Raw genomic sequence first — 21694 nt, 5'->3', positions numbered from 1 at the left:
TATGGCGAATCAAGCGATTGAAATATCTTTTGCGTAAATTTGCGGTGATTAGCGTCCATTCGCGGCTAAATATTTTTTTCCATATCCGACAACACGCTATCCGGTAAACGCTTGATTTGAATTCAGATAGGCCAGCTCGTCTGTTGTGCTCTCACGGTCCAATATCTCATTTCTGTGGGGAAAGCGGCCGAATCGCCTTATCAGCGCTCGATGGTGTTCGGCCCATTTGAGATTCTCATGCAAGCCCGCTGATTCGAACAGTGAAATCGATCTATCCTGATCGGTGAGGGACTCGCTGTGCATGAACGGCAGGTAGAGAAAAGCCTGCCATTCACCAGGCATCTGTTTGTCGAATCCGGCATCGATGGCAAAACCGGCCACGTCACGGGACTGCTGTTCCGTGGAAAAGGCTTCAGACTGGTGACGAAACATATTCAAGGGAAATTGATCGAGAAGGATGACCAATGCAAGGCAACCCTCTTTTGTTTCTTTCCAATGATCCAACTCGCCCTTACGCCCTCGGTGCCAGAGTCTCAAATAGCGATCCCTGATCTCCAGATCGAATTCCGCTGTTGAATTGAAGCGCAGCGGTTCAACCCGGCCGGAAAACCAAAATTCGATGATCTCGTTTACTTCTTTGTCGCTCATCTCAATGCACTAACGGATTTGACGATTCCCCGCTGGTCAAGTAACTATAGGGCCAAGGCCGACTTAAAGAGAGCTATAAGCTATGGGCCTGTTAACACTAATCCAATCGGCCCTGCTGGGTCTATTTTTTTGTCCGGCAAGGCAGAATGAGTGATGTGTAGTTGTTCTACATGAGCGAATGATAACGCAGCTGGACGGAAAAAAAGACCTTATTACAAGGACCTGTCAATACTAATCATCTTGTGAAAATGAGAACGATCTATGGTTGAAACTCAACTTTGGGATAATATTGAATCATTTCAAATCGACGACGGTGAAGCCTCACTGAGCTTTTGTAAGCGCCTGTCACGGGAAAATGACTGGTCTATCAGGTATTCGGAAAGGGTTATCGCGGAATACAGACGATTCATCTATCTGGCTGCCATCTCGAAAAGCGAAGTCACCCCATCCGATCAGGTCGATCAGGCCTGGCATCTCCATCTGATGTATACCGAATCCTATTGGAATATCCTATGTAAAGAGATACTCGGCGTCGAGTTACATCATCTACCGACCAAAGGAGGTATCGCAGAGCAGCAGAGATTCAGAGATTCAGAGATCAATATCAATACACACTAGAGCTGTATCAAGTCACATTCAAAGAACCACCACCCGATGATATCTGGCCATCGGTCGACAGACGCTTCGATGCTGTCGAATCGTTCGTTCGGGTCAATACTGAAAGACGGTTACTCATACCCAGACCTTCTCCGCTTGTCACCAACATCGCACTCATTGCCTCACTGCCCTTTTTTCTCATCTCTTGCAGCGATGACCTTTCCGATACCGATATCTGGTTTTGGCTGAAGCTGGTATTTGGTATCTACATCCTCTATCGAGTCTTGAAATGGCTTGGCTCCGGAGGGGGAAGAAACTCAGGTAGTGGCGGTAGTGGTTGTGGCGGTTGTGCCGGTTGCGGTGGTTGTAGTGGGTAACGGATGAAATTACCCCTGTTTTCACAATAGTTATCATTTCACATCTACTTGACAGCATCCTTACTTGCTAGACTCCTTGCATGCGTTAACCAGCTAAGTGTTTTGCGCTTTTCATGTATGCAATCGTTAGTTGTTTCAACAATAACATGCGTTACAGAAATATGTTTGCGATCCTAGTTGACTGGGTTTAGACGTACTGATTTTCATTTGCCTGTTGCCTGTTCTGGTTGAATCGGCTGCGAGCAACGGTGTATGAATTTACTATAAAAAACAAACGTGACTGGCGCGTAATGTAAAGCGACTGACTTGGCCAAACACAATTTTTTTATAAAAGGAGCCCATAATGGATTTAACTTCTCTGTTAATTTTTCTGGCAATCGGTGCGGTTGCGGGTTGGCTGGCAGGCACCATTATGAAAGGCGGCGGTTTCGGTCTGCTCGGCAATATTATTGTTGGCGTGATTGGGGCATTTATCGGTGGTTGGGTTTTCGGACTCCTTGGACTTTCTGTTAACGGGCTGATCGGATCATTGATTACTGCGGTTGCAGGTGCTGCAATATTGCTGTTTATCGTTGGACTGATCAAGAAATAGCTATCTTCCCAATCCATCGGGTTACAGGCGGATTCATGTCAGTCTGTTTTCCGATGCAGCCATATCGGCATCCATGCAAAGTGCTTCTGCAATGGCGCAACCTGTTTGGGTTCGTTCGCAATCGTGTGATTCGGCTCCTGCCTACCCTGAACTGAACAAATCGATTCATCTCGTCGCTGAACAGGCCTTTCCTGAATGTAACAACCTTGTGATTAAGCGGTTTGGTCAGTCATCATCCATAGTGAATACAGGATCGATAAATAGTGTGCCTTAAACAGGCTATTTGATATCCTTAACTTCATGCTGAGAAGACTATTTACCGTAATATTGCTACAGTTGCCTGTCTACTGCCTGGCGGGACAGTTCGAGGTTAGACTCGTAGCTGCGGCAATGGAACGCACTAAACATACTGTCAGATACGACGGCTCTTACATACCAATTGCATATCCTAATGGCGATATACCGAACAATATTGGTGTCTGTACCGATGTTTTGATCCGTTCTTATCGTGTACTAGGTGTTGATCTACAACAGCTGGTTCATGAGGATATGGCATCTCATTTTGATCTCTACCCATCACGGCGGATATGGGGCCTGACACAAACCGACAAAAACATCGATCATCGGCGTGTGCCGAATCTACAACGTTTTTTCACACGTCAGGGAAAAAGCCTGCCCGTAACCCACCATGGGAGTGACTACAAACCCGGTGAAATAGTTACCTGGATGCTGCCTGGCAACCTGCCTCATATCGGTATTGTCAGCGATAAGATCGATCAACGGACAAGGTCGCCTCTCATCATCCACAACATCGGTTCAGGCCCAAAGCTGGAGGATATGCTATTTGACTATCCGATTACCGGCCATTATCGCTATTCACCCCGGAATTAGCGAGTAGGATTGGTATGTCTCAAATCTGGTACAGGGTGGGTAGCAACCAGCTGTAGGCGAACCACATGACAACAATGAGTGGCAACCCCACGCGGGCAAAGTCGGAAAATTTGTAGTTTCCCGCACTCATGACCAACAGGTTAGTCTGGTAGGCCATTGGCGTGGCATAGCTCATATTCGCACCGAACAGCACCGCCAGTACGAAAGGCTCCGCCGGCAGTTGCAGGGAATGCGCAATGCTGATGGCAATGGGTGTGCCGATAACCGCCGCTGCGTTATTGGATACAACATTCGTTAATAACGCCATCACCAGGATCAGGCTGCTCAATATCACAGTTGATGAGGCGCCTTGGGTGGCATTGAGAAACAGGTGCGCCAGAAAATCACTGCCCCCGGTCATCAGCAAGGCGTTACCCAGCGCCAGACTTGCAACGATGATCAGGATCACCTGTGCGTTCAGTGCACGACCGACATCACGCCAGGAGAGGCATCCGCAGAACAGCATCAGCAATACCCCGCCAATCGCACTTACTGCGATGGGAAGGAGACCGAATGCGGCCAACAAGATTACACCCAACATTATCAACAGTGAATAGGGCGCCTTCCTGGTATGGGGCAGATCGGTGGTGGAATCGAGCACCATCACGATAGACTGCTGTTTCAATTCGTTGATATGACTCCTTTTACCCTGTACCAGCAAGACATCGCCAATTCTCAGATTGAGATTCCCCAATCCTTGCGGCAACGCCTTGATACGTTCATTGGCCCGGTGAATTGCCAAAACGACAAGTTGATAGCTGTCGGCAAAACGAACCTCATTCAGAGTCCTGTTCTGCAACGGTGATCCCCGAAATATAATCGCCTCCGCGAGTTGTTGATCATGGGCCTGTAACGGATGGTCTTCATCGACTTCGTCGCCTGCGGAGTAGAGGGTTGCGCCCAGCTGCTGTTCAAACTCTTTCAGATGCGCAGGCGTATCATGCACCAACAGCCTGTCACCCGGATAGATCACCGCATCGGGCAGGGGCATTATGTAAGTCGTCTCACTGCGCCGAACTCTGTCTACATTCATGACATTGTGGGTAAGCGCAATCGCTTCCGACAATTTCATACCCGCCGCCGTGCTATCTTCCTTGATAACCAATTGAGCAGTAAATACCCTCGGCGAGCTATCCGCCAGTACCAGCTCGCGTTTCGGTAGTATTCGCGGTGCAATAAGCCAGAGATAGAGTAGTCCAAATGCGTTGGCGATCAGTGCGGGCACAAGGAAATCGAACATTTCCATCTTACGCAATCCCAGGTCTGCAGCCACACCAACCACCAACAAATTCGTTGAAGTCCCAATGGTTGTGCTCATACCACCGATCAGGGTCGCAAAGCCCATCGGCATCAGCAGAGATGATGCATTGGAATTGGTCTGTAGTGACACACTGACCAGAATCGGCAGCAACAGTATGACGATCGGTGTATTATTGATGAATGCACTGAGAATTCCCGCAATCAGCAGGGTTGCCAAAAACGATAGGCTCGGACTGGCACTCCACAATCTCGCCAATACTCTACCCACCGGTTCAAGCGCACCGGAACGCACCAATCCATGCCCAGCCACCATCAATGCACAAACCGCAATCAAAGCTTCATGACCGAATCCTCGGAAAAAATCGATTGCGCTGATCTTCCCAGCCACACCTTGATAGGGAAATAATTCGAATCCCACTGCAAGCAGTGTCAGTACCAATAGTGATGATGTCTCTAAAGGGATCTTTTCACGACTGAAGAGTATTAATGCAACAACGGTGAGCGATAAGACCGCCAGGGTGTGTGGATTTGTCACTCCATTATCTAACATGGATCAAGCCTTTTTTGGCCAGTATAGCTGCATTCTATGGAAGAGGTTTACAATAAAACAAAATAATCCGGTATTTGAATCCATCGGGGTAAAGTTCACTTAAACTTTTTCTAAAGAAAATACAAAATCAAACGATTTACTGTTCTAACTGCAGTGTCATCTCAAACTTATAGCATGTCTAAAAGTTTTTAACTTGCCTCTGCATTTCCATTAAATCGCATAAAATTGAGATAAAAAGTAAAAAAAATAGTAATTTTATACATAATTAAAGCTTTAAGAGTTGTTCTTATACTAAAGTGCAACTATATTGTGCATGTTTGTTCAATCACTAAGGAGTACCAATGGCCTTAAAGAAAACTGTGAAAAAGCGTCGTAGAGCAAAAAGAAAAGTAGTCTCAATGGAGACTATTGTCGAAGCTCTGCAGGCTGAAATCACCTTATCCTCTTCCAATAAACGCGCCCTGAGCAGATTGAACTCAGCCGGAAAAGCTGTAGACCGCCAGGACAAGTTAGTGGAAAGTACCGGCGAAAGAGTAACCAAGGCACGCGCTGCCGTTGCCAAAGCGAAAACCCCGGTCAGCAAGGAAAAGGCTAAAGAGCGTCTTGCTGCTGCCCAGGCCAAACTGAAAGAGGTCAAGGCGGCCCGCACAGCTGCTGCCGCTGAGCAACGCAAGGCAGAACGTCTGGCCAAGGGTCTCTATACGGCGATGCAGAAAGCGCGCGGCAAGATGGTTAAAGAGTTTGAAAAAGCGGCAAAATCACTCGAAAAGTCCGTTGACAAAAGGACTCGTCGTCGCCGTAGAAGCAAGAAGAAAGCAGCTTCCTCTGCATAAACTACCGGCTCTTAGGTAGTTACCGTTAAAACTCTGTCTTGGTAAACCTGCCAAGACAGAGTATCTGGTCCTCTGCCCTCTCTTCCATCCGGATTTTCTTTTCAACAGAATTGCGAATTATCATTCTCTCCGTCTCTACCAGCAAGAGAAAGGATGTGGAGACCATGATGATTCGAAGTCAGATTGAAATGTCAATTCCACTAGTACCGAACAAGATCTGCAGATGGGATTGATAAGTGAAACTCATCTAAAAGACCAATCATACCGATGGCTAAAATCGTGGAAACGAATGCAATACGCCACTGCAGATGTGCTGTCAGCAAGGGTGCATCCGAATCTATGGTCAAGCGACTCATAACATTCACTTCCGGGGTTCGAGAGCCAATACCAGGGTTACCACTGTTATCATATTGACCCACAGGATCTGTACCGGTGTCAGAGGTAGTAGATGAAATCCAAGCACAATTGCGGTCAAGATGACCAGCGCTTCAGTAACTGCTCCGGGGCGCCTTTTATATCAATAAAGGCGTTCCCGCTATGACTATAGTGCAGTGTCGCCATGAAACGGTGTTCAGATTCAAAGGGTATGAGGTCATTACGGGGATGTTGTTTTTTGATAATGTCGATAGTCAACCCGGCCTTCATCCCGGCTATCACCAGCGCGCCTTTCATTGGATCACCATGTATACGCCATACGCTGGACACCGATAGCCGGCGTGGTAGTCATGGTTGCAGATAATTCCTCAGGGATTGCCGCCACCACCAAACTGATGGAGGCGAGAAACATCTCCGTCATACGATAGTCCTGCAGCACTACACCATAGAAGAAGGTAAACAGTGCGATCACCAGAATACCGACAATCATCAGAACATAGATAAGAACGGTATGAAATACGCTGTAACAGGGCCTTGGCATCGACGGCATGCCAAGACGTCAGGGTCGAGTCAGGAATGGCATCATGTGTGTGCACAGTCGGCATCCCGCTAAACTCAACATCCGATGTGACGTAAATACGCTAATGCTACGTTACGCGGCACAACCGGCAGTCCACGATAAAATCTGCCGACTCACTTGCACAATGCTCATGCACTCAAAATCACATGTTTTCAATTATAATAAATCCGACTGAGGTGCGGACGGTGATGAAAACCACTGACATTCATATCATCGATAATGGTGTGCTACTGACGCGCAGTTTCGAGGAGGCGCTTAAGTTCCACAGGGGTAATGCCTACTGGGGCTGCGCACTTGCCTTTAGAATGTTGCAATACGCGGCACAACTGCTCTCCCGGGAGAAGACCTGGGAGTGGCAGGATCTCACCATCGAAAGCGGACATCCCGGGCCCGGCGTGAAAGATACGATCGAATATGTCACCGGTTGCGTATCCGCTGGACGTTTTCAACTGACCTGCACTACCGGCGAGACCCGTTGTGTAAGTGATATGGACTACAGCTGGCGGGTAAACGACGGCAAGCAGTATCTAACGCTGAGACTGGCAGACGGCATAGTCTCATCCGAGTTTCTTCAGCTGCTCGACATCATCAACCGGAATGAGGCAAACGAGCATCACTATGAGCACCTGGAATCACTCAAAAAGGCCATGACGGAGAAGATCTGGTCCCTTGATCTCGAGCAGGCCTTTCCGGATGCACGGCTTATTAGGTCCTGTTAACAGGCCCTAAAGCCTGAACCGCCTGTTGCCGGCAGGGATTCCAGCTTTTCATAGACATATATATAACTGGGCTTGATCAATGGATACTTACTGAGGATCCGAATAGACACGCATTCAGGGATAGCACGTAATAAAATCGCTATATTCTATAATTCTAATTAATTATCAGTATCTTATAAATAGTCGAGAAATTGACTTAGTTATTGCTTTATGCCCCGTCTTTGTCATATTCTTTTGACCCAGATCAATAAAAAAACTGATTTAGATCAATACTAGACGCCAGGCAGTATCGGCCGTCAGAGCTAACTGCAGGATGGCAAATGGTCTTTAGAGCACCACAAAATAGTAACAGTGATGAAGCTGTACTCGTCGTCCAACCCAACAGAAGTCTGACCTGGAACCAATCCAAGTGGCTATTTCTGTTGCTTGCGTTGTGTATCGGCCTGGTTGGTCTCTACTTCCTTTCGCTTGGCGCCTGGTTGGTCCTGCCTTTCACGGGGCTTGAGATCTGCATTGTCGGCATCGCCATCTACTGTCACAGCTTTTGTGCCCATTCGCAGGAAATCATCCATATTGATGACACCTATGTGAGGGTCAGCGACAACCGCAACCGTCAGGCAGTTAAGTGTTTTCACAAGGCCTGGCTGAAAATCATTCAGAACCAAGATCCCAAGGGCTGGTATCCAAGCCGTCTTTTGATCGGGTCTCATGGCGAATATATCGAAGTAGGCAAAAATCTGTTGGAAGAGGAGCGCGAGATGCTCGCCAACAATCTTAGAAACGCAATCGAGGGCTTCTGATCGGTATGCATAATAATCAAAAGACAGAAACACGGAACTTTAAACCCGACTCTATTTGTAGAGTGATTCAGACCAACCGTTCACGCCTACCCGGATTTTGGCTTTTTGCACCACTATCCCTGGTAATGGGCGATGCTGCGGCTGAATACGGTCTCAATTTCCCCGAACCGGCAGCCAATGTGGCCCAGGAGATCTTCGATATCCATATGATGACGATGGGCATCGCCACATTCCTGCTGATAGTCGTCTTCGCGATCGTCTTCTACTCGCTCTATTTTCATCGCAAAAGCCGCGGCTACGAAGCCGACCAGGAGTTTCACAATTCATGGTTCGGCAACTGGTCCTGGGTTATCGTGCCGGTGATGGTGTTGGGTGTAGACCTGACCATTGCAGGTAAGGCGGATGCGGTTTTAAAAAAGGTCTGGGATGTACCGAAGGAAGAGAACATCATGGACGTAAAGGTGACCGGCCACCAGTGGTGGTGGGAGTTCGACTATCTGGATCACGGTATCAAGGTGGAGAGTCGTTTTGTACCGGCAGAGGAGTCCGGGGACCTCTATCTGCGGGAAGTCGACAACCGCCTGGTCCTGCCCACCGGTGTCAAGATCCGCTTTCTGCACACCTCTGCGGACGTCCTCCACGCCTTCTGGGTACCTGAACTGGCGGTGAAGAAGGATGCCATTCCCGGCTACGTCACCGAGACCTGGGCCGAACTCAACCGGGAAGGGGTCTTTCGCGGCCAGTGCGCAGAAATCTGCGGCACATGGCACTCCCGCATGCCCATCGTTGTGGAGTCGGTTTCACAAGAGAAGTTCGCGGCATGGGTAGACGATCAAAATACGATCAAGTTGGCTGCCGCGGCTGAGGCAAGCGTCGATAAGACCTGGAGCATGGACGAACTGATGGCCAAGGGCAAAACACTCTACGATACAAAATGCGCGGCCTGTCATCAGGTTACCGGTGTAGGTCTGCCGCCTGCCTTCCCACCGCTTAGCGGATCGGCGATTGCCATCGGGGCCATTGCCGATCACCTGGATATCGTCATCAAGGGTAAAGAAGGGACTGCGATGCAGCCATGGGGTTCACTTAACGATCTTGAGATCGCAGCAATCGTGACCTATGAACGCAATGCCTGGGATAACAAAACGGGTGATGTCGTGCAGCCTGCAGACGTCAAACAGGCCAGATAGAGGAGAATTCAAACATGAGTACAACCACTCTGACCCATGATGAGGCACACCATCACGAGGCGCCGAAAGGCTGGAAGCGCTGGCTCTTCAGCACCAACCACAAGGATATCGGTACCCTCTATCTGCTTTTCGCACTGATTATGCTCTTCCTCGGCGGCGCCAGCGCCATGCTGATCCGCATGGAGCTGTTCCAACCCGGCATCCAGCTGCTCGATCCAGATCTGTACAACAATCTGGTAACCAACCACGCCCTCATCATGATTTTCGGTGCGGTTATGCCTGCAGCAGCGGGTCTGGCCAACTGGATGATCCCGATGATGATCGGCGCCCCGGACATGGCCCTGCCACGGATGAACAATCTCAGTTTCTGGGTATTGCCGGCGGCAGCGACCATGCTGATCCTCTCCTTTGTGGTGCCCTTCTTCCCAGGTGGCGGTACCCAGATCAATACCGGCTGGACCATCTACCCGCCACTCTCGGTGCAGGTTGGCATGTCGATGGACTTCCTGATCTTCGCCATCCACCTGCTGGGTATCTCCTCGGTACTGGCTTCGATCAACATCATCGTCACCCTGCTGAACATGCGTGCGCCGGGGATGACCCTGATGAAGATGCCGATGTTCTGCTGGACCTGGCTGGTCACAGCCTTTCTGCTGATCCTGGTAATACCTGTCTTGGCCGGCGGCGTCACCATGCTGCTGTTCGACCGCCATTTCGGTACCAGTTTCTTCGATGCGGCCGGTGGCGGTGACCCGGTCCTGTTTCAACACCTGTTCTGGTTCTTCGGACATCCCGAAGTCTACATCCTGCTGCTGCCTTCCATCGGGGTACTCTCCCATGTAATACCGACCTTCGCGCGCAAGCCGCTGTTCGGTTACAAATCGATGGTCGGCGCCATGCTTGCCGTGGCCACCATCGGCATGGTGGTATGGGCGCATCATCAATACACTGTTGGCATGTCCCTTGGGGCGGTCACCTATTTCATGATCGGCACTATTCTGATCTCCATACCGGTGGGTCTGATGGTCTTCAACTTCATCGCTACCATGTGGCGCGGCGCCATGACCTTTGAAACCCCGATGCTGTTCGCGGTGGGTATCGTCCTGATGTTCACCTTCGGCGGATTGAGCGGCGTCATGCTGGCGGTGGTGCCTGCCGATATGCAGTATCACGACAGTATGTTCGTCGTCGCGCATTTCCACTACGTATTGATGCCCGGCGCGGTATTCGGCCTGTTTGCCGGTGTCTTCTTCTGGCTGCCGAAATGGACCGGACACATGTATGACGAGAAGCTGGGAAAACTCTTTTTCTGGACCAACGTCATCAGTTTCAACATCACCTTCTTTCCACAACACTTTCTCGGCCTGGCGGGAATGCCGCGAAGGATCGTCGACTACAACATGATCTTTACCGAATTTAATGTGGTATCGAGCATCGGCGCGATGATCTTCGGTCTCAGCCATCTGCTGTTTCTCTACATCATCATCAAGACCATCCGCGGCGGTAAGAAGGCTGAGGGCAGATCCTGGGAAGGCGCGAAGGGTCTCGAGTGGGAGCTGGACTCTCCACCGGCCTTCCATACCTGGACGGTTGCCCCTCAAATCAAATAGGAGCCATGAGGAGTTATGCGTATTCCTGATTATCAAACAGCCGAACTGAGGCGTAAGAATGTACGCCTGGCCTGGGGACTGGCCGGACTTGCACTGTTCTTTCTCGTGACCTCATTCCCCTTCTGGACCGGTATCTTTCGAATTGTCGGCACACAGGCGATACAATGAATCAAAGTGTACCGGACAAGCATCGCAAGAACCGCCGCACAACCCTGCTGTTGTCCGGACTGGTCGTGGCGATGTTTGGTTTCGGCTTCGCTCTGGTGCCCCTGTACAACCTCTTCTGCCAGATCACGGGAACACAGTCACTTTCCCAACGTAGCCAAATCGGCCTGGCCACTCCAACCTCCGAGCGGGTGGATCAGGCCCGCTGGGTCACTGTCAAATTCGACACCACGGTCAACCCAAACCTGCCCTGGGAGTTCGTTGCCGAGACGAATAAGATGCGTGTCCATCCCGGTCAGACCTATGAGGTCAATTTCCACGCCCGCAACCGCAGCCATAGCGCCGTTACCGGGCAGGCCATACCAAGCGTGGCACCCTGGCAGGCAACACCCTTTTTCAGCAAACTGGAATGTTTCTGTTTCAACAAACAGAGACTCGATGGCAGTGAAAAGACCATCATGCCGCTGCAATTCATGGTTTCGACGGAACTGCCAGCAGAGATCAACTCGTTGACACTCTCATACAGTTTCATGCGCCTGAAAGAGGTGGATAGCAACGACCGGGAGAGCGCGCTTCCGCCGATGATTGCGTCAACCCCGGATCAATAATAAGTAGAGCTAGCAAAGCAACCACTATGACTATGACAAAAAGATCAACATCAAGAGGAGTATCAGCATGTCGGTAAAGGAACACAGCGGGGATTATTTTATACCCGACCCCAGTCCCTGGCCTATTATTGGCATGGTATCACTGCTGACTACCCTGTTCGGTGGAGTACTGGCCATGAATGGGGTCGCCATCGGCAGTTATATAGTTACCGCCGGCCTGCTGCTGTTCTTCTTTCTGCTGTTTGGCTGGTTTCGGGATGTCATCGGGGAGAATCTGAACGACTGTTACAATAAACAGGTCGATACCTCTTTCCGCATGGGCATGTTCTGGTTCATTGCCTCGGAGGTCTTTTTCTTTCTAAGCTTTTTCGGCTCGCTCTATTATATCCGCAATATCGCCCTGCCCTGGCTCGGCGGCGAAGGCTACCTGGGGGTAACCAATGAGCTGCTCTATAACGGATTCGAGGCAGCATGGCCATCCCATGGTCCAGGTGAACTTGGCGGCGATTTCCAACCGATGGGCGCGTGGGGCATTCCGGCGATGAACACCCTGATCCTGCTCACCAGTGGTGCTACCATTACCTGGGCCCACTGGGGATTGAAACTCGATAATCAAAAGCAGCTGGTCTGGGGCCTGATCGCAACTATTGCCTTGGGCCTGCTGTTCGTAGCCCTGCAGGCTTATGAATACGGTCACGCCTATTCTGATTTGAATCTCACCCTGGAATCGGGCGCATATGGATCAACATTTTACATGTTGACCGGATTTCACGGCTTCCACGTTACCATGGGTGCGGTGATGTTGATGGCAATACTGGGACGCAGTATGAAAAGCCACTTCAGTGCCCACAACCACTTCGCCTTCGAAGCGGTTGCCTGGTACTGGCACTTTGTCGATGTGGTCTGGTTGGGGCTTTTTGTCTTCGTATACTGGCTCTGACCGCCTATTGCGGCAATAGGCTGTGCGGCTGGAGAAGACCGAAGTAGTAACCAACCATGAGCAGGATGAACAACAGAAGCGAGAGGACAACCCGAAGGGTCAGCGCGCGTACCACGCGGGTACTTTCGTTCCTGCCATCATCCTTGGCCATATAGTACATCCCCTGAAACAGACTGAAGATAATGAAGGCCAATACCAGCAACACCGGTAGCTTGAATATGATGTCCATGATCTCTCCCGATCCGGATTTGATAAGGTTAGCCTGCCTATACTGCACTAACAGGAACAGATAATTCCACTATAGCCCTTATGACCAGCAACACCCGTCAATTTCGCGCCCAGGCAATCCCCACAATAATAATGGTAATCCTGACGCCCCTGTTCATCGGACTCGGTCTCTGGCAGCTGGATCGTGCCGAACAGAAACGAAATCAGGGTTCATCGCTGGAGATGAGGCGTAAACAGCCTCCAGTCTCGCTGAATGGTCCCCACCCGGATGCCGAGCAATTGCGCTTCCGCCAGGTGGTGGCACATGGACGCTATCTCATCGATAAAAGCGTGTTGATCGAAAACCGCAAGCATCAGGGTAAGACAGGTTTTCATCTGGTCACTCCCTTGCGACTCCAGGGGAGCGGCAGGACGCTGCTGGTCAACCGGGGCTGGATTGCCCATGATCAGATTGATCAAGCCCTGGCTGCAGTCGATGTAGGTGAAACACTCACCGTCCACGGTGAAGTCAGGATCCCACAACCACCTGCCATCGAGCTCAAGCAGAAGGGTGCAGCAAGTGCAGACACCACGCCCCGTTGGCCATTTCTCACTCTGAAGCACTTCAGAGATTGGTCCGGCTTGGATATCGCTCCTTTCGTGGTGCTGCAATCTCCGCAGGACGCTCATGGTTTCGTCCGTCAATGGCCCCACCCACGCGTCAGTGACATAATGCATATCGGCTACGCCATTCAGTGGTTTGCGTTTGCCATCATCACCCTCCTGATCTGGATTCGTCTATCGCTGCACAAACGCGACGCAAAAGAGGTTGCAGTATGACCAGTGTCGCAGACAGCAACGCCAAACCGCGCACACTCGCCTCTCTTTGGCTATTGATCGCATTGTTCGCGCTGCCGATGATCGCTGCCTGGGTGTTCTTTCTCAATCCGCAGTGGCTGCCGGCGGGGCGTACCAATAATGGCGAATTGATCGATCCGCCGAGACCTGTTCAGTCACTTAGATTGCAGACAGCGGATGGCGAATGGTTTGACTGGCAATCCTTGCAGGACATGTGGGCCATGACCCTGGTCAGCGAAGGTGGCTGTGATGCAGCCTGCATCGAGATGTTGATCAAGGTACGCCAGATCCGCCGCGCCACCGCTGCGAATCGTCAGCGTATCGCCCGCTTGCTGATCCTGATGCCCGACCAGGCCGGTCGCCTCGAACTGCCCAACATGGGTGGACTTGAAGGCACTGAGTTGCTGATCGCGGACAACGGGCAGCGCGCCGCCCTCGAGTCCCTGTTTCCACTACAGTTGTCGGAGCAGGCTATCCCCATCTTTCTCATCGACCCCCGGGGTGATCTGATGATGAAGCACGACACCACGAAGATCAGCTCGAAAGAGATCCTGCAGGATCTGGAAAAACTACTTAAAGCCTCGGAAAACTGGGCTCAAGGAGGTCGCTATGGCCATCAGTAATGTTTCTGCACAGCAAGTCGGTTTTGCCTGGCGCCACTATTATGAGATGACCAAACCCAAGGTCGTTCTGCTTATCGCCTTTACCGCCCTGGTCGGCATGCTGTTGTCGCGGGAAGGTCTAGTGCCCTGGCAGCCACTTCTGTTCGGCCTGCTTGGTATCTCCCTGGCGGCTGCCTCGGGTGCGGTGATCAACCATGTCATAGACCAGCGTATCGATGCCATGATGGACAGGACCAGTTGGCGCCCCATACCCAGCGGGCATATGGATACCCCTCACGCAATCAGCTTTGCCCTGTTATTGGGCGGCCTCTCGATGTTGCTGCTCTATCTCCTGGTCAACCCGTTGACGGCACTGCTTACCTTTTTCGCCCTGATCGGTTATGCCGTGATCTACACCCTCTACCTGAAACGCAATACTCCGCAAAACATCGTCTGGGGTGGATTGGCCGGGGCGGCACCTCCGTTATTGGGCTGGTGTGCGGTTACCGGTGAGGTCACTATTGAGGCCTTTCTGTTGTTGTTGATCATATTTGTCTGGACACCGCCCCATTTCTGGCCCCTGGCGATACACCGCCGCGACGATTACGCCAAGGCCGACATACCCATGCTGCCCGTTACCCATGGCATCGACTTCACCAAGCAGCAGGTTTTAATCTATGCCATCATGCTGCTGGCGGTCTCACTACTGCCCTTTGTGATCCGGATGAGCGGTTATCTCTATCTTATCGGCGCGTTTGTGCTGGGGTGTACCTTTGTCTACCATGCCGTCAGACTGTTGCAGAGCAAGGGACGCGATCACGCCATGAAGACCTTCGCCTTCTCGATTCTCTACCTCAGTCTGCTGTTCACCCTGCTGCTGGCCGATCACTATTTGAGCCTGTTGTTGCCATCGGGCATCACAAGCTGATAACGGCAGGGCCTTCTGGAAATCCGTATAGGTAACCCTTAGCACAACGCAGCGCCCCGTCCCGTTCCCATGCTCTGCGTGGGAATGCATACATCGGTTGAGCGAACTATGGGCTCCCATGAGGAGCTTGACCGTCACGTTCCAGCACAGGAGCGCGGGAACGAGGCCAGTATGATACAGCGTTCTGAAGGATATTGATCGATCATGGTGCGGCAAGCCTCGCCCTAGACAATTTCAAAGCTTGCCTTGACCCTACTTCGTCAGATAGTGTCTTACGATAAGCTGTGGTATTGAGCGGCAAGACATGATTATCATCTGTGATGGTTCATTCTATCCTGATGTGTTTCTGATCTATTCAAGGCAGGGAAACTACGGGTGAAAACGCTTTTCGAAAAACTACTTCGCGCTACAACCTCTCTGATAAACCGGATTGCCCGGCTTTATCATCCCCGTACCCTGCGGGAAAAGGGTTGGATTTGGGGCAGTATGCTCGGCGTTGTCACCCTTTCCGTATTGCTTTTTCTACTCGGACTCTATTGGAGCAGCGTGCCCGAACCCTTCGATGTACGCAACAACACCCACAACATGCTGCAGGAGATGAGCCTGAAACCGGTCACCGGTTCCTACACCACCACCGCCCTAGTCACTGTCATGGAAACCCTGTTGCAAAAACCGGGAGGTTATCTGAGTAATGACATCACGCCGCCGAGCGTTTTTCTGGACAATATTCCCAACTGGGAGTTCGGTGCCCTCACCCAGGCCCGCGATCTGGCCCGCTCGTTACGCAATGATATGAGCCGCTCTCAATCCCAGTCGTTGGAAAACGAGGATCTGGCCATCACCGAGCCTCAATTCAACTACAGTAACGACTCCTGGATATTCCCTTCGACCGAGGGTGAGTACCATAAGGGTCTCGAGGCACTCAGACGCTATCTAAGCGGCCTCTCCCAACAAGGCGAGACGAGTACCCAGTTCTTTGCCCGTGCCGATAATCTGCGTGACTGGCTGGCGATAGTCGAGAAGCGTCTGGGAAGCCTCTCCCAACGCTTGAGCGCCAGCGTGGGGCAGGAGCGCATCAATACCGACCTCGCAGGCGACCCTGACGCCGCACAATCGACCGCCACCTCTGACAATGTCAGGGTACAGACACCATGGCTCGAGATAGATGATGTCTTCTTCGAGGCCCGCGGCGCCACCTGGGCCCTGATTCACTTTCTGCATGCAGTAGAGATCGATTTTCAGGATATATTGAGGAAGAAAAATGCCCTGGTGAGTCTGCGTCAGATCATCCGCGAACTGGAAGCCACCCAGGGCTCCATCAGCAGTCCGGTGGTATTGAACGGCAGTGGATTGGGGATCTTCGCCAACTACTCACTGGTCATGGCCTCTTACATATCACGGGCCAATGCGGCAGTCATCGATCTGCGGAGTTTACTAAGCCAGGGGTAGGGTTATTTAGCGCTAAACCGTTTCCTGATCTTTACTAAAAGCTTGCTTATTTCCTTACGCATTTTTTTAGGTTTTTTACCGTGTTTATCGGAGATCTTGACGAAACGATCCTCGTATTTCCTGGCCCGATTACGCGTTTTCCTGTTGGTGTCTTCAAGTTTCTTACGCAGCTTCTTCTTCCTCAGCGCCTCGATCAATTCACGATCGCGCTTGGCGAAATAGATATCCTCTTCCGCCTGTCCCTTGAGCCACAGCTTGTTGAACGAGTCGGTCATGCAAAACCCCCGTCTGTTACCGTCCGCCCCCCGCACGAAGATGTTGAAAACCTCCTTGTTTAGCAGCGCAAGGTGTCACCGCACCGGCGTCATCCCGTAGGATCGGAGGATGGAGACAAACTCCTGTAACGCCTCCACTCCGCTCGCTTCCGCCTGGGCACACCATAGACTCAGGGCTTCAAGACGTTTTTCGTGGCTGGAGGCCTGCTGTTCCCAGATCGCCTGCAGCTTCAATTTGAACTGATAGACCTTGTCCAGGGCCGCATTGGTATCGAGAATCTCTTTCAGCTGTAACAGGTCGCTATCGCTCAGCAGCATGCTGTCCCGGCGCACCAGGCGCTGGGCACTGCGATATAGACTTCGCAGCGGACGTTGGGCATGCCTGATCTCATATCTGAACACCGGCTTCAACACCTTGCGACGATAATCACTCAACAATTGCAGCCGATTGACAGTCAGCGCCTTAATCGCATCTATGTCCAGTTGTGAACGCTCTGCGATCAAGGCGCGCTTGGGTGCAATCTTGAGCACTCTTGCCAATCGTAAAAAAGTGAACAACTTGATATAGAACCAGCCCAGATCAAACTCCCACCACCGGTTTGACAGCTTGGCGGAGCTGCCGAAGGCGTGATGGTTGTTGTGCAACTCCTCTCCACCGATAAAGATTCCCCAGGGAACAATGTTGGTCGCCGCATTGGGGATCTCGAAATTGCGATAGCCCCAATAGTGGCCGATACCATTGATCACCCCCGCAGCCCAGAACGGTATCCATATCATCTGGATAGCCCAGACCGTAATGCCTGCAGGGCCCAGCAGTATCAACTCAACGACAAACAGCAGTGCGATGCCCAAATAGTTGTAGCGTGTATAGAGATGGCGTTCCAGCCAATCGTCCGGTGTTCCCTTACCGTAGCGTTCCAGGGTCTCCTGATTCTTTGCCTCCTGCTGGTAAAGCTCTGCACCCTGCCACAACACTTTGCTCAATCCCTGGATCTGGGGACTGTGGGGATCGTCCTCCATTTCACACTTCGCATGGTGCTTGCGATGGATGGACACCCATTCACGGGTCACCATACCGGTCGTCAACCAGAGCCAGAATCGAAAGAAATGGCTCAGCACAGGATGTAACCAGAGCGCCCGGTGGGCCTGATGACGATGAAGAAAGACTGTCACCGAAACGATGGTGATATGGGTGAGAACCAGGATCAGAATAATAAAATCTGACAGTGATAAATCGAATAAGCCATTGAGTGTCATGAAAAACCTGCTGGCATCATTGATGCTTTACCAAATATGGCAAGTGTGTGATTGGTAAGGGTGTCCCCATTCACTAACGGATCGTCGCTGGATACTATGTTCAGCGAGAATATCCCAATAGTATATACACTGTATACCGGTTTGCAGACCCCTGCAGTCTAGATAGACATTACACTTATGTCCGGTGCTCAGCCGAATTGCATAAGCCATTTAAAATAAAGGGATAATCGGTATTTTACAATAACGCACCCGGCAAGTATGCCCTATCTGGACAGACCCGGCTTACTCAGAAGGCATTTACACGGTTAACTACACCCATGAAGTTAATTCTTTGGTTATCATTCATCCTACATTCGACCAATTGGTAATTTGCGTAAATTTTTCATGATTGGCGTTCATTTGCGGCCATTTCTTATTATCCGCAAACAATCGGCTATCCAAATGCTGGACCCTGGGGCCTGTTAACACTCATCCAATCGGCCCTAGGTAAGGGAGAGCAGGGCCGAGACCAGCAGTTTCGAATCGTAGTAGGGTGCGCTGCGTCTACTGATAAGCGTTGTATCGATTACCTGAATATCAAGTTCCTCGACAAGCTTGGCAGAGAGTTTCGATGGGTATTGCCCATTTCTACTGTCGAGGAGTATGAAATTCAATTGCCTTCCTTTTGCGGCATTACCCGACAAATTTTTACGCAAATAGTGCATCAACCGCCGCACCGCATCGTTCAGATTCATACCCAGCTGTTCCGGATCTGCACCCAGATTTGGTACGTAGACCTTAGGGCAATCATTTTCCGCTATCGAGGCCCCGACACCTTGAGGCAGTAGATTGGCCACCAGACTGGTGTAAAAACTGCCGGGGGGATAGACAATCAACTCCGCTTTTTGTATCAGCTTATGGTTTTTTTTGCGTAATTGCGATTTCACCGGTGTGTATTTATCCAAGCGTCTGGAGAGAGAGATCTCTTTCACCGGACTCTCAAGGGGCGAAACCTCCTTGCCGGTCAGCAGATGTTGACCGACTATACGACTGCCATCTTCCAACTCTGCCGTGAGATGGAATTTATCATTTACGACCGCACGCACCAGTCCCTGAACCCCCAACAGCTTTTCGAACAGAAAGATGATCGGATCGAGATGTTCATGGTTATTGAGATAACCGCCACTGAGAATCAGATTACCGATGCTGGCTCCACGCAGATCGAACTTTGCCGGCATGGCGTCATAGAAATAACCCAACTGATAGCGGATGATACGCCTGATGGGATTGTTTACCGGTTCCACCAGCGGGTGTCTGCCTCTGATCATTGACTCGAGCTGATGTAGCAGCTCACCCTTCTCTGCCTTAAGGGGAAAACGGTAGATCAGTAGTTCATAGACCTCCGGATGTCCGGTCACTGTTTCATCCGCCAATGCAACGAGTCGACTGCGCAAATCTCCAATAGAGGGCATGTCGAATGCCTGACGTAGTTTGGCGGAACTGCCGCCGGAGTCGAATGGGGTTACCAGATGTATTGAATTATGGGTGTAGCCTTTCAAGACCCGGCTAACGTCATTGAGGGCGCTGCCACCGCTGAAGAAGAGTATCCTTGGTCCGAGTTCAGGGCTTTTTTGATAACGGCTGATGCGGAGCGGATCGGGTATGCGTACAGTGCGTGTAACAAAGATGTCTTTCATGAAGTGCCCATTCGATCAGCTACCGATTGTTGAGCAGAATATTGTCTTCTATTATTCGCCAACCGAACTAATTATAGTATGGAACAACGACTGAAAAAGAATAATTTATTGTGATTGAATATCTAACCCACGAATACTGCCGGCTTATTCTATGTGTATCAATGCGGCCATGCTCTGGCATGTGGCATGAATCAGTGACATGATGTGATGATGAACGGTTCGACGAAGGCGATCAACAACATCCATAATGATCGGGAAAAAACCATCGCAATGGCGGTATATGCACTGCAGGCCCTTTCTTTCCTGTTCGTCATTACCTTTCTGATTGCCGTCATTATCAACTACGTCAAGCGCGACGATGTCAGGAACAGTTGGCTTGAATCACACTACAGATGGCAGATCCGCACCTTCTGGTTCAGTCTCCTGTGGATAGTGATCGGCTACCTCACAATCTTTATCCTGATTGGCTACCCGGTGCTTTTGGTTAATATGGTGTGGTTGATCTATCGCATCATCAAGGGCTGGCTGAGACTCTCCGAGGGACGTGAGATGTACGGCATGAGCAATCACAGAACATAAGGTATCATGCAGAATCAGCATCCATCAGCGATGTCACAGCAGCGACTTAAAGAAGCCCTGATTCGGGGCGCAATCTGGGCGTTTATCGGATTGCTTTACGCCATGCTGTTTGTCTTCTCGGCCGCTTTCGCCGACTATTGGCAACTGCCGATCGATCCCTACCTGTTCGCCGGCGTACTCGCCGGAACCCTTGGCGCGCTGATATACAGCAGTATGCGTCTTGCGGTTTTGATGACGACCATTATTTCACCTATTTCCATTTTCTATTTCATCCTTACAGATCACCCGGTCGATCTCTTGATGTTAGTGATATTGGTCTCCGTTGTGGGAGCGATTGTCGGTGCGCTGTATGGCGTCTTCTCCATGGGTTCACGGGTAAATCGCGCAGATGCGAAAACCCTGGCTGGATTCAGCGCCGGCTGGTTGGCCTCACTTACCTATCTGCTGGCTGTCAACCTCACTGCTCCGCTTTCAATCAGTACCCTAGTGGCCCTCCTCTGCCCCCTTACCGGTATCCTCTATGTCGCCCTGGTCCCCGGATTTATCAAGCTCTACGACAATCTGCTGCCACCGGTGGGGGATGGTTTGATGGTGGGCGTGGGGGTATCGGGGTTTATCGCACTCTGTTTTTTCGTCATGATCGGTTCTATTGACGACAGTGTAGCGGGGCCGCTCTCCGCCGCATTGGAGGTTATCCACGGGAATCTGCCGGGTGCTGTTGTCGGGGGCCTCATCGGCGCCGGCCTGGCCGGTGTCGGATCGGGGCTTCTATTGACCGACTGGCAGGACCTGTAGCGCAAGGCAATCTTTTTGTGTGGCAGGCACTTTATTTAAAAAGTAAAGTCCGCAAATGAACGCGAATAAACGCAAATAGCTTTAATATTTTTCCTGGTTACCCACCATTGTCAGCTATCCGCTCTCACCCTACCTCTCCCTCGCGGTAGGTTAGAGTCTGTGTTACATCCTGTTGTACAGTAAATAAATATATTTGCGTTCATTCGCGTTCATTTGCGGACAGAAAAATCATTCGCGACTATTCGCGGTTTGCTTATACAACCCACGATCACCAAGTCACCTATACAGTGGCTG

At 50.9% G+C, this 21694-nt stretch carries 26 protein-coding genes; 17 read left to right on the top strand and 9 right to left on the bottom strand.

The genetic code is table 11. The features are described 5' to 3' along the window. Positions 1-96: 96 nt before the first annotated feature. Positions 97-648 carry a DUF924 family protein gene (locus AB8516_RS20770; protein WP_369163093.1) on the bottom strand — a complete coding sequence of 184 codons (552 nt, stop codon included), beginning with the start codon at positions 646-648 and terminating at the stop codon, positions 97-99. 261 nt (positions 649-909) lie between these two features. Here AB8516_RS20770 and AB8516_RS20765 point away from each other — a divergent pair, with 261 nt between their 5' ends. After that, positions 910-1266, top strand: coding sequence for a hypothetical protein (locus AB8516_RS20765; RefSeq protein WP_369163091.1), 357 nt, complete (start codon positions 910-912; stop codon positions 1264-1266). A 7-nt stretch (positions 1267-1273) separates the two neighbouring features. Here the strand turns inward: AB8516_RS20765 and AB8516_RS20760 are convergent, their stop codons facing one another. Continuing rightward, positions 1274-1447 (bottom strand): hypothetical protein, encoded by a 174-nt coding sequence (locus tag AB8516_RS20760; RefSeq protein ID WP_369163090.1) that lies wholly within the window; start codon positions 1445-1447, stop codon positions 1274-1276. Between the two features lie 518 nt (positions 1448-1965). Between AB8516_RS20760 and AB8516_RS20755 the strand changes: the two genes are divergently transcribed. Together AB8516_RS20755 and AB8516_RS20750 are read left to right on the top strand one after the other, a co-directional pair. Next, entirely contained in the window at positions 1966-2214 is a 249-nt protein-coding gene (locus AB8516_RS20755) for a GlsB/YeaQ/YmgE family stress response membrane protein (RefSeq protein WP_069128398.1), read from the top strand. Between the two features lie 300 nt (positions 2215-2514). After that, a complete protein-coding gene (locus AB8516_RS20750; RefSeq protein ID WP_369163088.1) occupies positions 2515-3105 on the top strand; it encodes a DUF1287 domain-containing protein in 591 nt (196 codons plus the stop codon). A gap of 19 nt (positions 3106-3124) precedes the next feature. Here the strand turns inward: AB8516_RS20750 and AB8516_RS20745 are convergent, their stop codons facing one another. Further along, on the bottom strand, positions 3125-4954 hold the full coding sequence (locus tag AB8516_RS20745; RefSeq protein WP_369163087.1) for an SLC13 family permease: 1830 nt from the start codon (positions 4952-4954) through the stop codon (positions 3125-3127). Between the two features lie 341 nt (positions 4955-5295). Here AB8516_RS20745 and AB8516_RS20740 point away from each other — a divergent pair, with 341 nt between their 5' ends. Continuing rightward, the gene (locus AB8516_RS20740) at positions 5296-5787 is read left to right on the top strand and encodes a hypothetical protein (RefSeq protein WP_108290843.1); all 492 of its coding nucleotides are present in this window, start codon (positions 5296-5298) and stop codon (positions 5785-5787) included. 471 nt (positions 5788-6258) lie between these two features. Here the strand turns inward: AB8516_RS20740 and AB8516_RS20735 are convergent, their stop codons facing one another. After that, positions 6259-6459 carry a hypothetical protein gene (locus AB8516_RS20735; protein WP_369163086.1) on the bottom strand — a complete coding sequence of 67 codons (201 nt, stop codon included), beginning with the start codon at positions 6457-6459 and terminating at the stop codon, positions 6259-6261. A 4-nt stretch (positions 6460-6463) separates the two neighbouring features. Continuing rightward, a complete protein-coding gene (locus AB8516_RS20730; RefSeq protein WP_369163085.1) occupies positions 6464-6703 on the bottom strand; it encodes a hypothetical protein in 240 nt (79 codons plus the stop codon). Between the two features lie 227 nt (positions 6704-6930). On the opposite strand from AB8516_RS20730, the gene AB8516_RS20725 reads away from it, so the two are divergent. From AB8516_RS20725 to AB8516_RS20695, 7 genes are all read left to right on the top strand, one after another. Further along, positions 6931-7461 (top strand): hypothetical protein, encoded by a 531-nt coding sequence (locus AB8516_RS20725; RefSeq protein WP_369163083.1) that lies wholly within the window; start codon positions 6931-6933, stop codon positions 7459-7461. 320 nt (positions 7462-7781) lie between these two features. Then, positions 7782-8261 carry a DUF2244 domain-containing protein gene (locus AB8516_RS20720; RefSeq protein ID WP_108290847.1) on the top strand — a complete coding sequence of 160 codons (480 nt, stop codon included), beginning with the start codon at positions 7782-7784 and terminating at the stop codon, positions 8259-8261. 5 nt (positions 8262-8266) lie between these two features. Then, positions 8267-9451: a cytochrome c oxidase subunit II gene (coxB, locus tag AB8516_RS20715; protein WP_369163082.1), complete on the top strand. Its 1185-nt coding sequence runs from the start codon at positions 8267-8269 to the stop codon at positions 9449-9451. Between the two features lie 14 nt (positions 9452-9465). Next, positions 9466-11061, top strand: coding sequence for a cytochrome c oxidase subunit I (gene ctaD, locus AB8516_RS20710; RefSeq protein ID WP_108290851.1), 1596 nt, complete (start codon positions 9466-9468; stop codon positions 11059-11061). Positions 11062-11076: 15 nt separating this feature from the next. Continuing rightward, positions 11077-11229: a hypothetical protein gene (locus AB8516_RS20705; protein WP_154723224.1), complete on the top strand. Its 153-nt coding sequence runs from the start codon at positions 11077-11079 to the stop codon at positions 11227-11229. Continuing rightward, positions 11226-11834 carry a cytochrome c oxidase assembly protein gene (locus AB8516_RS20700; RefSeq protein WP_369163079.1) on the top strand — a complete coding sequence of 203 codons (609 nt, stop codon included), beginning with the start codon at positions 11226-11228 and terminating at the stop codon, positions 11832-11834. Before AB8516_RS20705 ends, AB8516_RS20700 begins: the two co-directional genes overlap by 4 nt. 67 nt (positions 11835-11901) lie before the next feature. Further along, positions 11902-12774 carry a cytochrome c oxidase subunit 3 gene (locus AB8516_RS20695; protein WP_108290855.1) on the top strand — a complete coding sequence of 291 codons (873 nt, stop codon included), beginning with the start codon at positions 11902-11904 and terminating at the stop codon, positions 12772-12774. Between the two features lie 4 nt (positions 12775-12778). On the opposite strand, the gene AB8516_RS20690 is transcribed toward AB8516_RS20695, so the two are convergent. Then, positions 12779-13003, bottom strand: coding sequence for a twin transmembrane helix small protein (locus tag AB8516_RS20690; protein ID WP_235615298.1), 225 nt, complete (start codon positions 13001-13003; stop codon positions 12779-12781). A gap of 80 nt (positions 13004-13083) precedes the next feature. Here AB8516_RS20690 and AB8516_RS20685 point away from each other — a divergent pair, with 80 nt between their 5' ends. The 4 genes from AB8516_RS20685 (at position 13084) to AB8516_RS20670 (ending at position 16818) form a co-directional block, all read left to right on the top strand. After that, positions 13084-13821, top strand: a complete 738-nt coding sequence (locus tag AB8516_RS20685) for an SURF1 family protein (protein ID WP_369163078.1) — start codon at positions 13084-13086, stop codon at positions 13819-13821. After that, complete coding sequence (locus AB8516_RS20680) at positions 13818-14462, top strand: hypothetical protein (protein ID WP_369163077.1); 645 nt, start codon at positions 13818-13820, stop codon at positions 14460-14462. Before AB8516_RS20685 ends, AB8516_RS20680 begins: the two co-directional genes overlap by 4 nt. After that, a complete protein-coding gene (gene cyoE, locus AB8516_RS20675; RefSeq protein ID WP_369163076.1) occupies positions 14449-15369 on the top strand; it encodes a heme o synthase in 921 nt (306 codons plus the stop codon). The genes AB8516_RS20680 and cyoE overlap by 14 nt, the downstream gene beginning before the upstream one ends. 375 nt (positions 15370-15744) lie before the next feature. Continuing rightward, positions 15745-16818, top strand: a complete 1074-nt coding sequence (locus AB8516_RS20670; RefSeq protein WP_369163074.1) for a DUF2333 family protein — start codon at positions 15745-15747, stop codon at positions 16816-16818. Between the two features lie 2 nt (positions 16819-16820). Here the strand turns inward: AB8516_RS20670 and AB8516_RS20665 are convergent, their stop codons facing one another. The 3 genes from AB8516_RS20665 to AB8516_RS20655 all read right to left on the bottom strand — a co-directional run bounded on the left by AB8516_RS20665 (position 16821) and on the right by AB8516_RS20655 (position 20026). Next, positions 16821-17093: a hypothetical protein gene (locus AB8516_RS20665; protein ID WP_369163073.1), complete on the bottom strand. Its 273-nt coding sequence runs from the start codon at positions 17091-17093 to the stop codon at positions 16821-16823. Positions 17094-17168: 75 nt separating this feature from the next. Continuing rightward, positions 17169-18350, bottom strand: coding sequence for a fatty acid desaturase (locus AB8516_RS20660; RefSeq protein ID WP_108290867.1), 1182 nt, complete (start codon positions 18348-18350; stop codon positions 17169-17171). Between the two features lie 482 nt (positions 18351-18832). Beyond that, positions 18833-20026 (bottom strand): GAK system CofD-like protein, encoded by a 1194-nt coding sequence (locus AB8516_RS20655; RefSeq protein WP_369163071.1) that lies wholly within the window; start codon positions 20024-20026, stop codon positions 18833-18835. A 210-nt stretch (positions 20027-20236) separates the two neighbouring features. Here AB8516_RS20655 and AB8516_RS20650 point away from each other — a divergent pair, with 210 nt between their 5' ends. Together AB8516_RS20650 and AB8516_RS20645 are read left to right on the top strand one after the other, a co-directional pair. After that, positions 20237-20605, top strand: coding sequence for a DUF4870 family protein (locus AB8516_RS20650; RefSeq protein ID WP_369163069.1), 369 nt, complete (start codon positions 20237-20239; stop codon positions 20603-20605). A gap of 30 nt (positions 20606-20635) precedes the next feature. Next, positions 20636-21400, top strand: a complete 765-nt coding sequence (locus AB8516_RS20645; RefSeq protein WP_369163068.1) for a hypothetical protein — start codon at positions 20636-20638, stop codon at positions 21398-21400. Positions 21401-21694 lie beyond the last annotated feature (294 nt).

The organism is Candidatus Thiodiazotropha sp. LNASS1 (assembly GCF_964212655.1).
Lineage (GTDB): Bacteria > Pseudomonadota > Gammaproteobacteria > Chromatiales > Chromatiaceae > Thiodiazotropha.
The sequence above is the reverse complement of the archived record's forward strand: the minus strand, read 5'-3'. Positions and strand labels throughout refer to the sequence as shown.

Bases quoted from the DNA above. Each gene is read 5' to 3' on its own strand.
- AB8516_RS20660 (WP_108290867.1), bottom strand. From the start codon at position 18,350: ATGACACTCAATGGCTTATTCGATTTATCACTGTCAGATTTTATTATT.
- AB8516_RS20695 (WP_108290855.1), top strand. From the start codon at position 11,902: ATGTCGGTAAAGGAACACAGCGGGGATTATTTTATACCCGACCCCAGT.
- AB8516_RS20655 (WP_369163071.1), bottom strand. From the start codon at position 20,026: ATGAAAGACATCTTTGTTACACGCACTGTACGCATACCCGATCCGCTC.
- AB8516_RS20760 (WP_369163090.1), bottom strand. From the start codon at position 1,447: ATGAGAAAAAAGGGCAGTGAGGCAATGAGTGCGATGTTGGTGACAAGC.
- AB8516_RS20745 (WP_369163087.1), bottom strand. From the start codon at position 4,954: ATGTTAGATAATGGAGTGACAAATCCACACACCCTGGCGGTCTTATCG.
- AB8516_RS20685 (WP_369163078.1), top strand. From the start codon at position 13,084: ATGACCAGCAACACCCGTCAATTTCGCGCCCAGGCAATCCCCACAATA.
- AB8516_RS20735 (WP_369163086.1), bottom strand. From the start codon at position 6,459: ATGAAAGGCGCGCTGGTGATAGCCGGGATGAAGGCCGGGTTGACTATC.
- AB8516_RS20720 (WP_108290847.1), top strand. From the start codon at position 7,782: ATGGTCTTTAGAGCACCACAAAATAGTAACAGTGATGAAGCTGTACTC.
- AB8516_RS20690 (WP_235615298.1), bottom strand. From the start codon at position 13,003: ATGGACATCATATTCAAGCTACCGGTGTTGCTGGTATTGGCCTTCATT.
- AB8516_RS20740 (WP_108290843.1), top strand. From the start codon at position 5,296: ATGGCCTTAAAGAAAACTGTGAAAAAGCGTCGTAGAGCAAAAAGAAAA.
- AB8516_RS20770 (WP_369163093.1), bottom strand. From the start codon at position 648: ATGAGCGACAAAGAAGTAAACGAGATCATCGAATTTTGGTTTTCCGGC.
- coxB (WP_369163082.1), top strand. From the start codon at position 8,267: ATGCATAATAATCAAAAGACAGAAACACGGAACTTTAAACCCGACTCT.
- AB8516_RS20725 (WP_369163083.1), top strand. From the start codon at position 6,931: ATGAAAACCACTGACATTCATATCATCGATAATGGTGTGCTACTGACG.
- ctaD (WP_108290851.1), top strand. From the start codon at position 9,466: ATGAGTACAACCACTCTGACCCATGATGAGGCACACCATCACGAGGCG.
- AB8516_RS20730 (WP_369163085.1), bottom strand. From the start codon at position 6,703: ATGCCAAGGCCCTGTTACAGCGTATTTCATACCGTTCTTATCTATGTT.
- AB8516_RS20755 (WP_069128398.1), top strand. From the start codon at position 1,966: ATGGATTTAACTTCTCTGTTAATTTTTCTGGCAATCGGTGCGGTTGCG.
- AB8516_RS20665 (WP_369163073.1), bottom strand. From the start codon at position 17,093: ATGACCGACTCGTTCAACAAGCTGTGGCTCAAGGGACAGGCGGAAGAG.
- AB8516_RS20645 (WP_369163068.1), top strand. From the start codon at position 20,636: ATGTCACAGCAGCGACTTAAAGAAGCCCTGATTCGGGGCGCAATCTGG.
- AB8516_RS20705 (WP_154723224.1), top strand. From the start codon at position 11,077: ATGCGTATTCCTGATTATCAAACAGCCGAACTGAGGCGTAAGAATGTA.
- AB8516_RS20700 (WP_369163079.1), top strand. From the start codon at position 11,226: ATGAATCAAAGTGTACCGGACAAGCATCGCAAGAACCGCCGCACAACC.
- AB8516_RS20765 (WP_369163091.1), top strand. From the start codon at position 910: ATGGTTGAAACTCAACTTTGGGATAATATTGAATCATTTCAAATCGAC.
- AB8516_RS20750 (WP_369163088.1), top strand. From the start codon at position 2,515: ATGCTGAGAAGACTATTTACCGTAATATTGCTACAGTTGCCTGTCTAC.
- AB8516_RS20680 (WP_369163077.1), top strand. From the start codon at position 13,818: ATGACCAGTGTCGCAGACAGCAACGCCAAACCGCGCACACTCGCCTCT.
- AB8516_RS20650 (WP_369163069.1), top strand. From the start codon at position 20,237: ATGAACGGTTCGACGAAGGCGATCAACAACATCCATAATGATCGGGAA.
- cyoE (WP_369163076.1), top strand. From the start codon at position 14,449: ATGGCCATCAGTAATGTTTCTGCACAGCAAGTCGGTTTTGCCTGGCGC.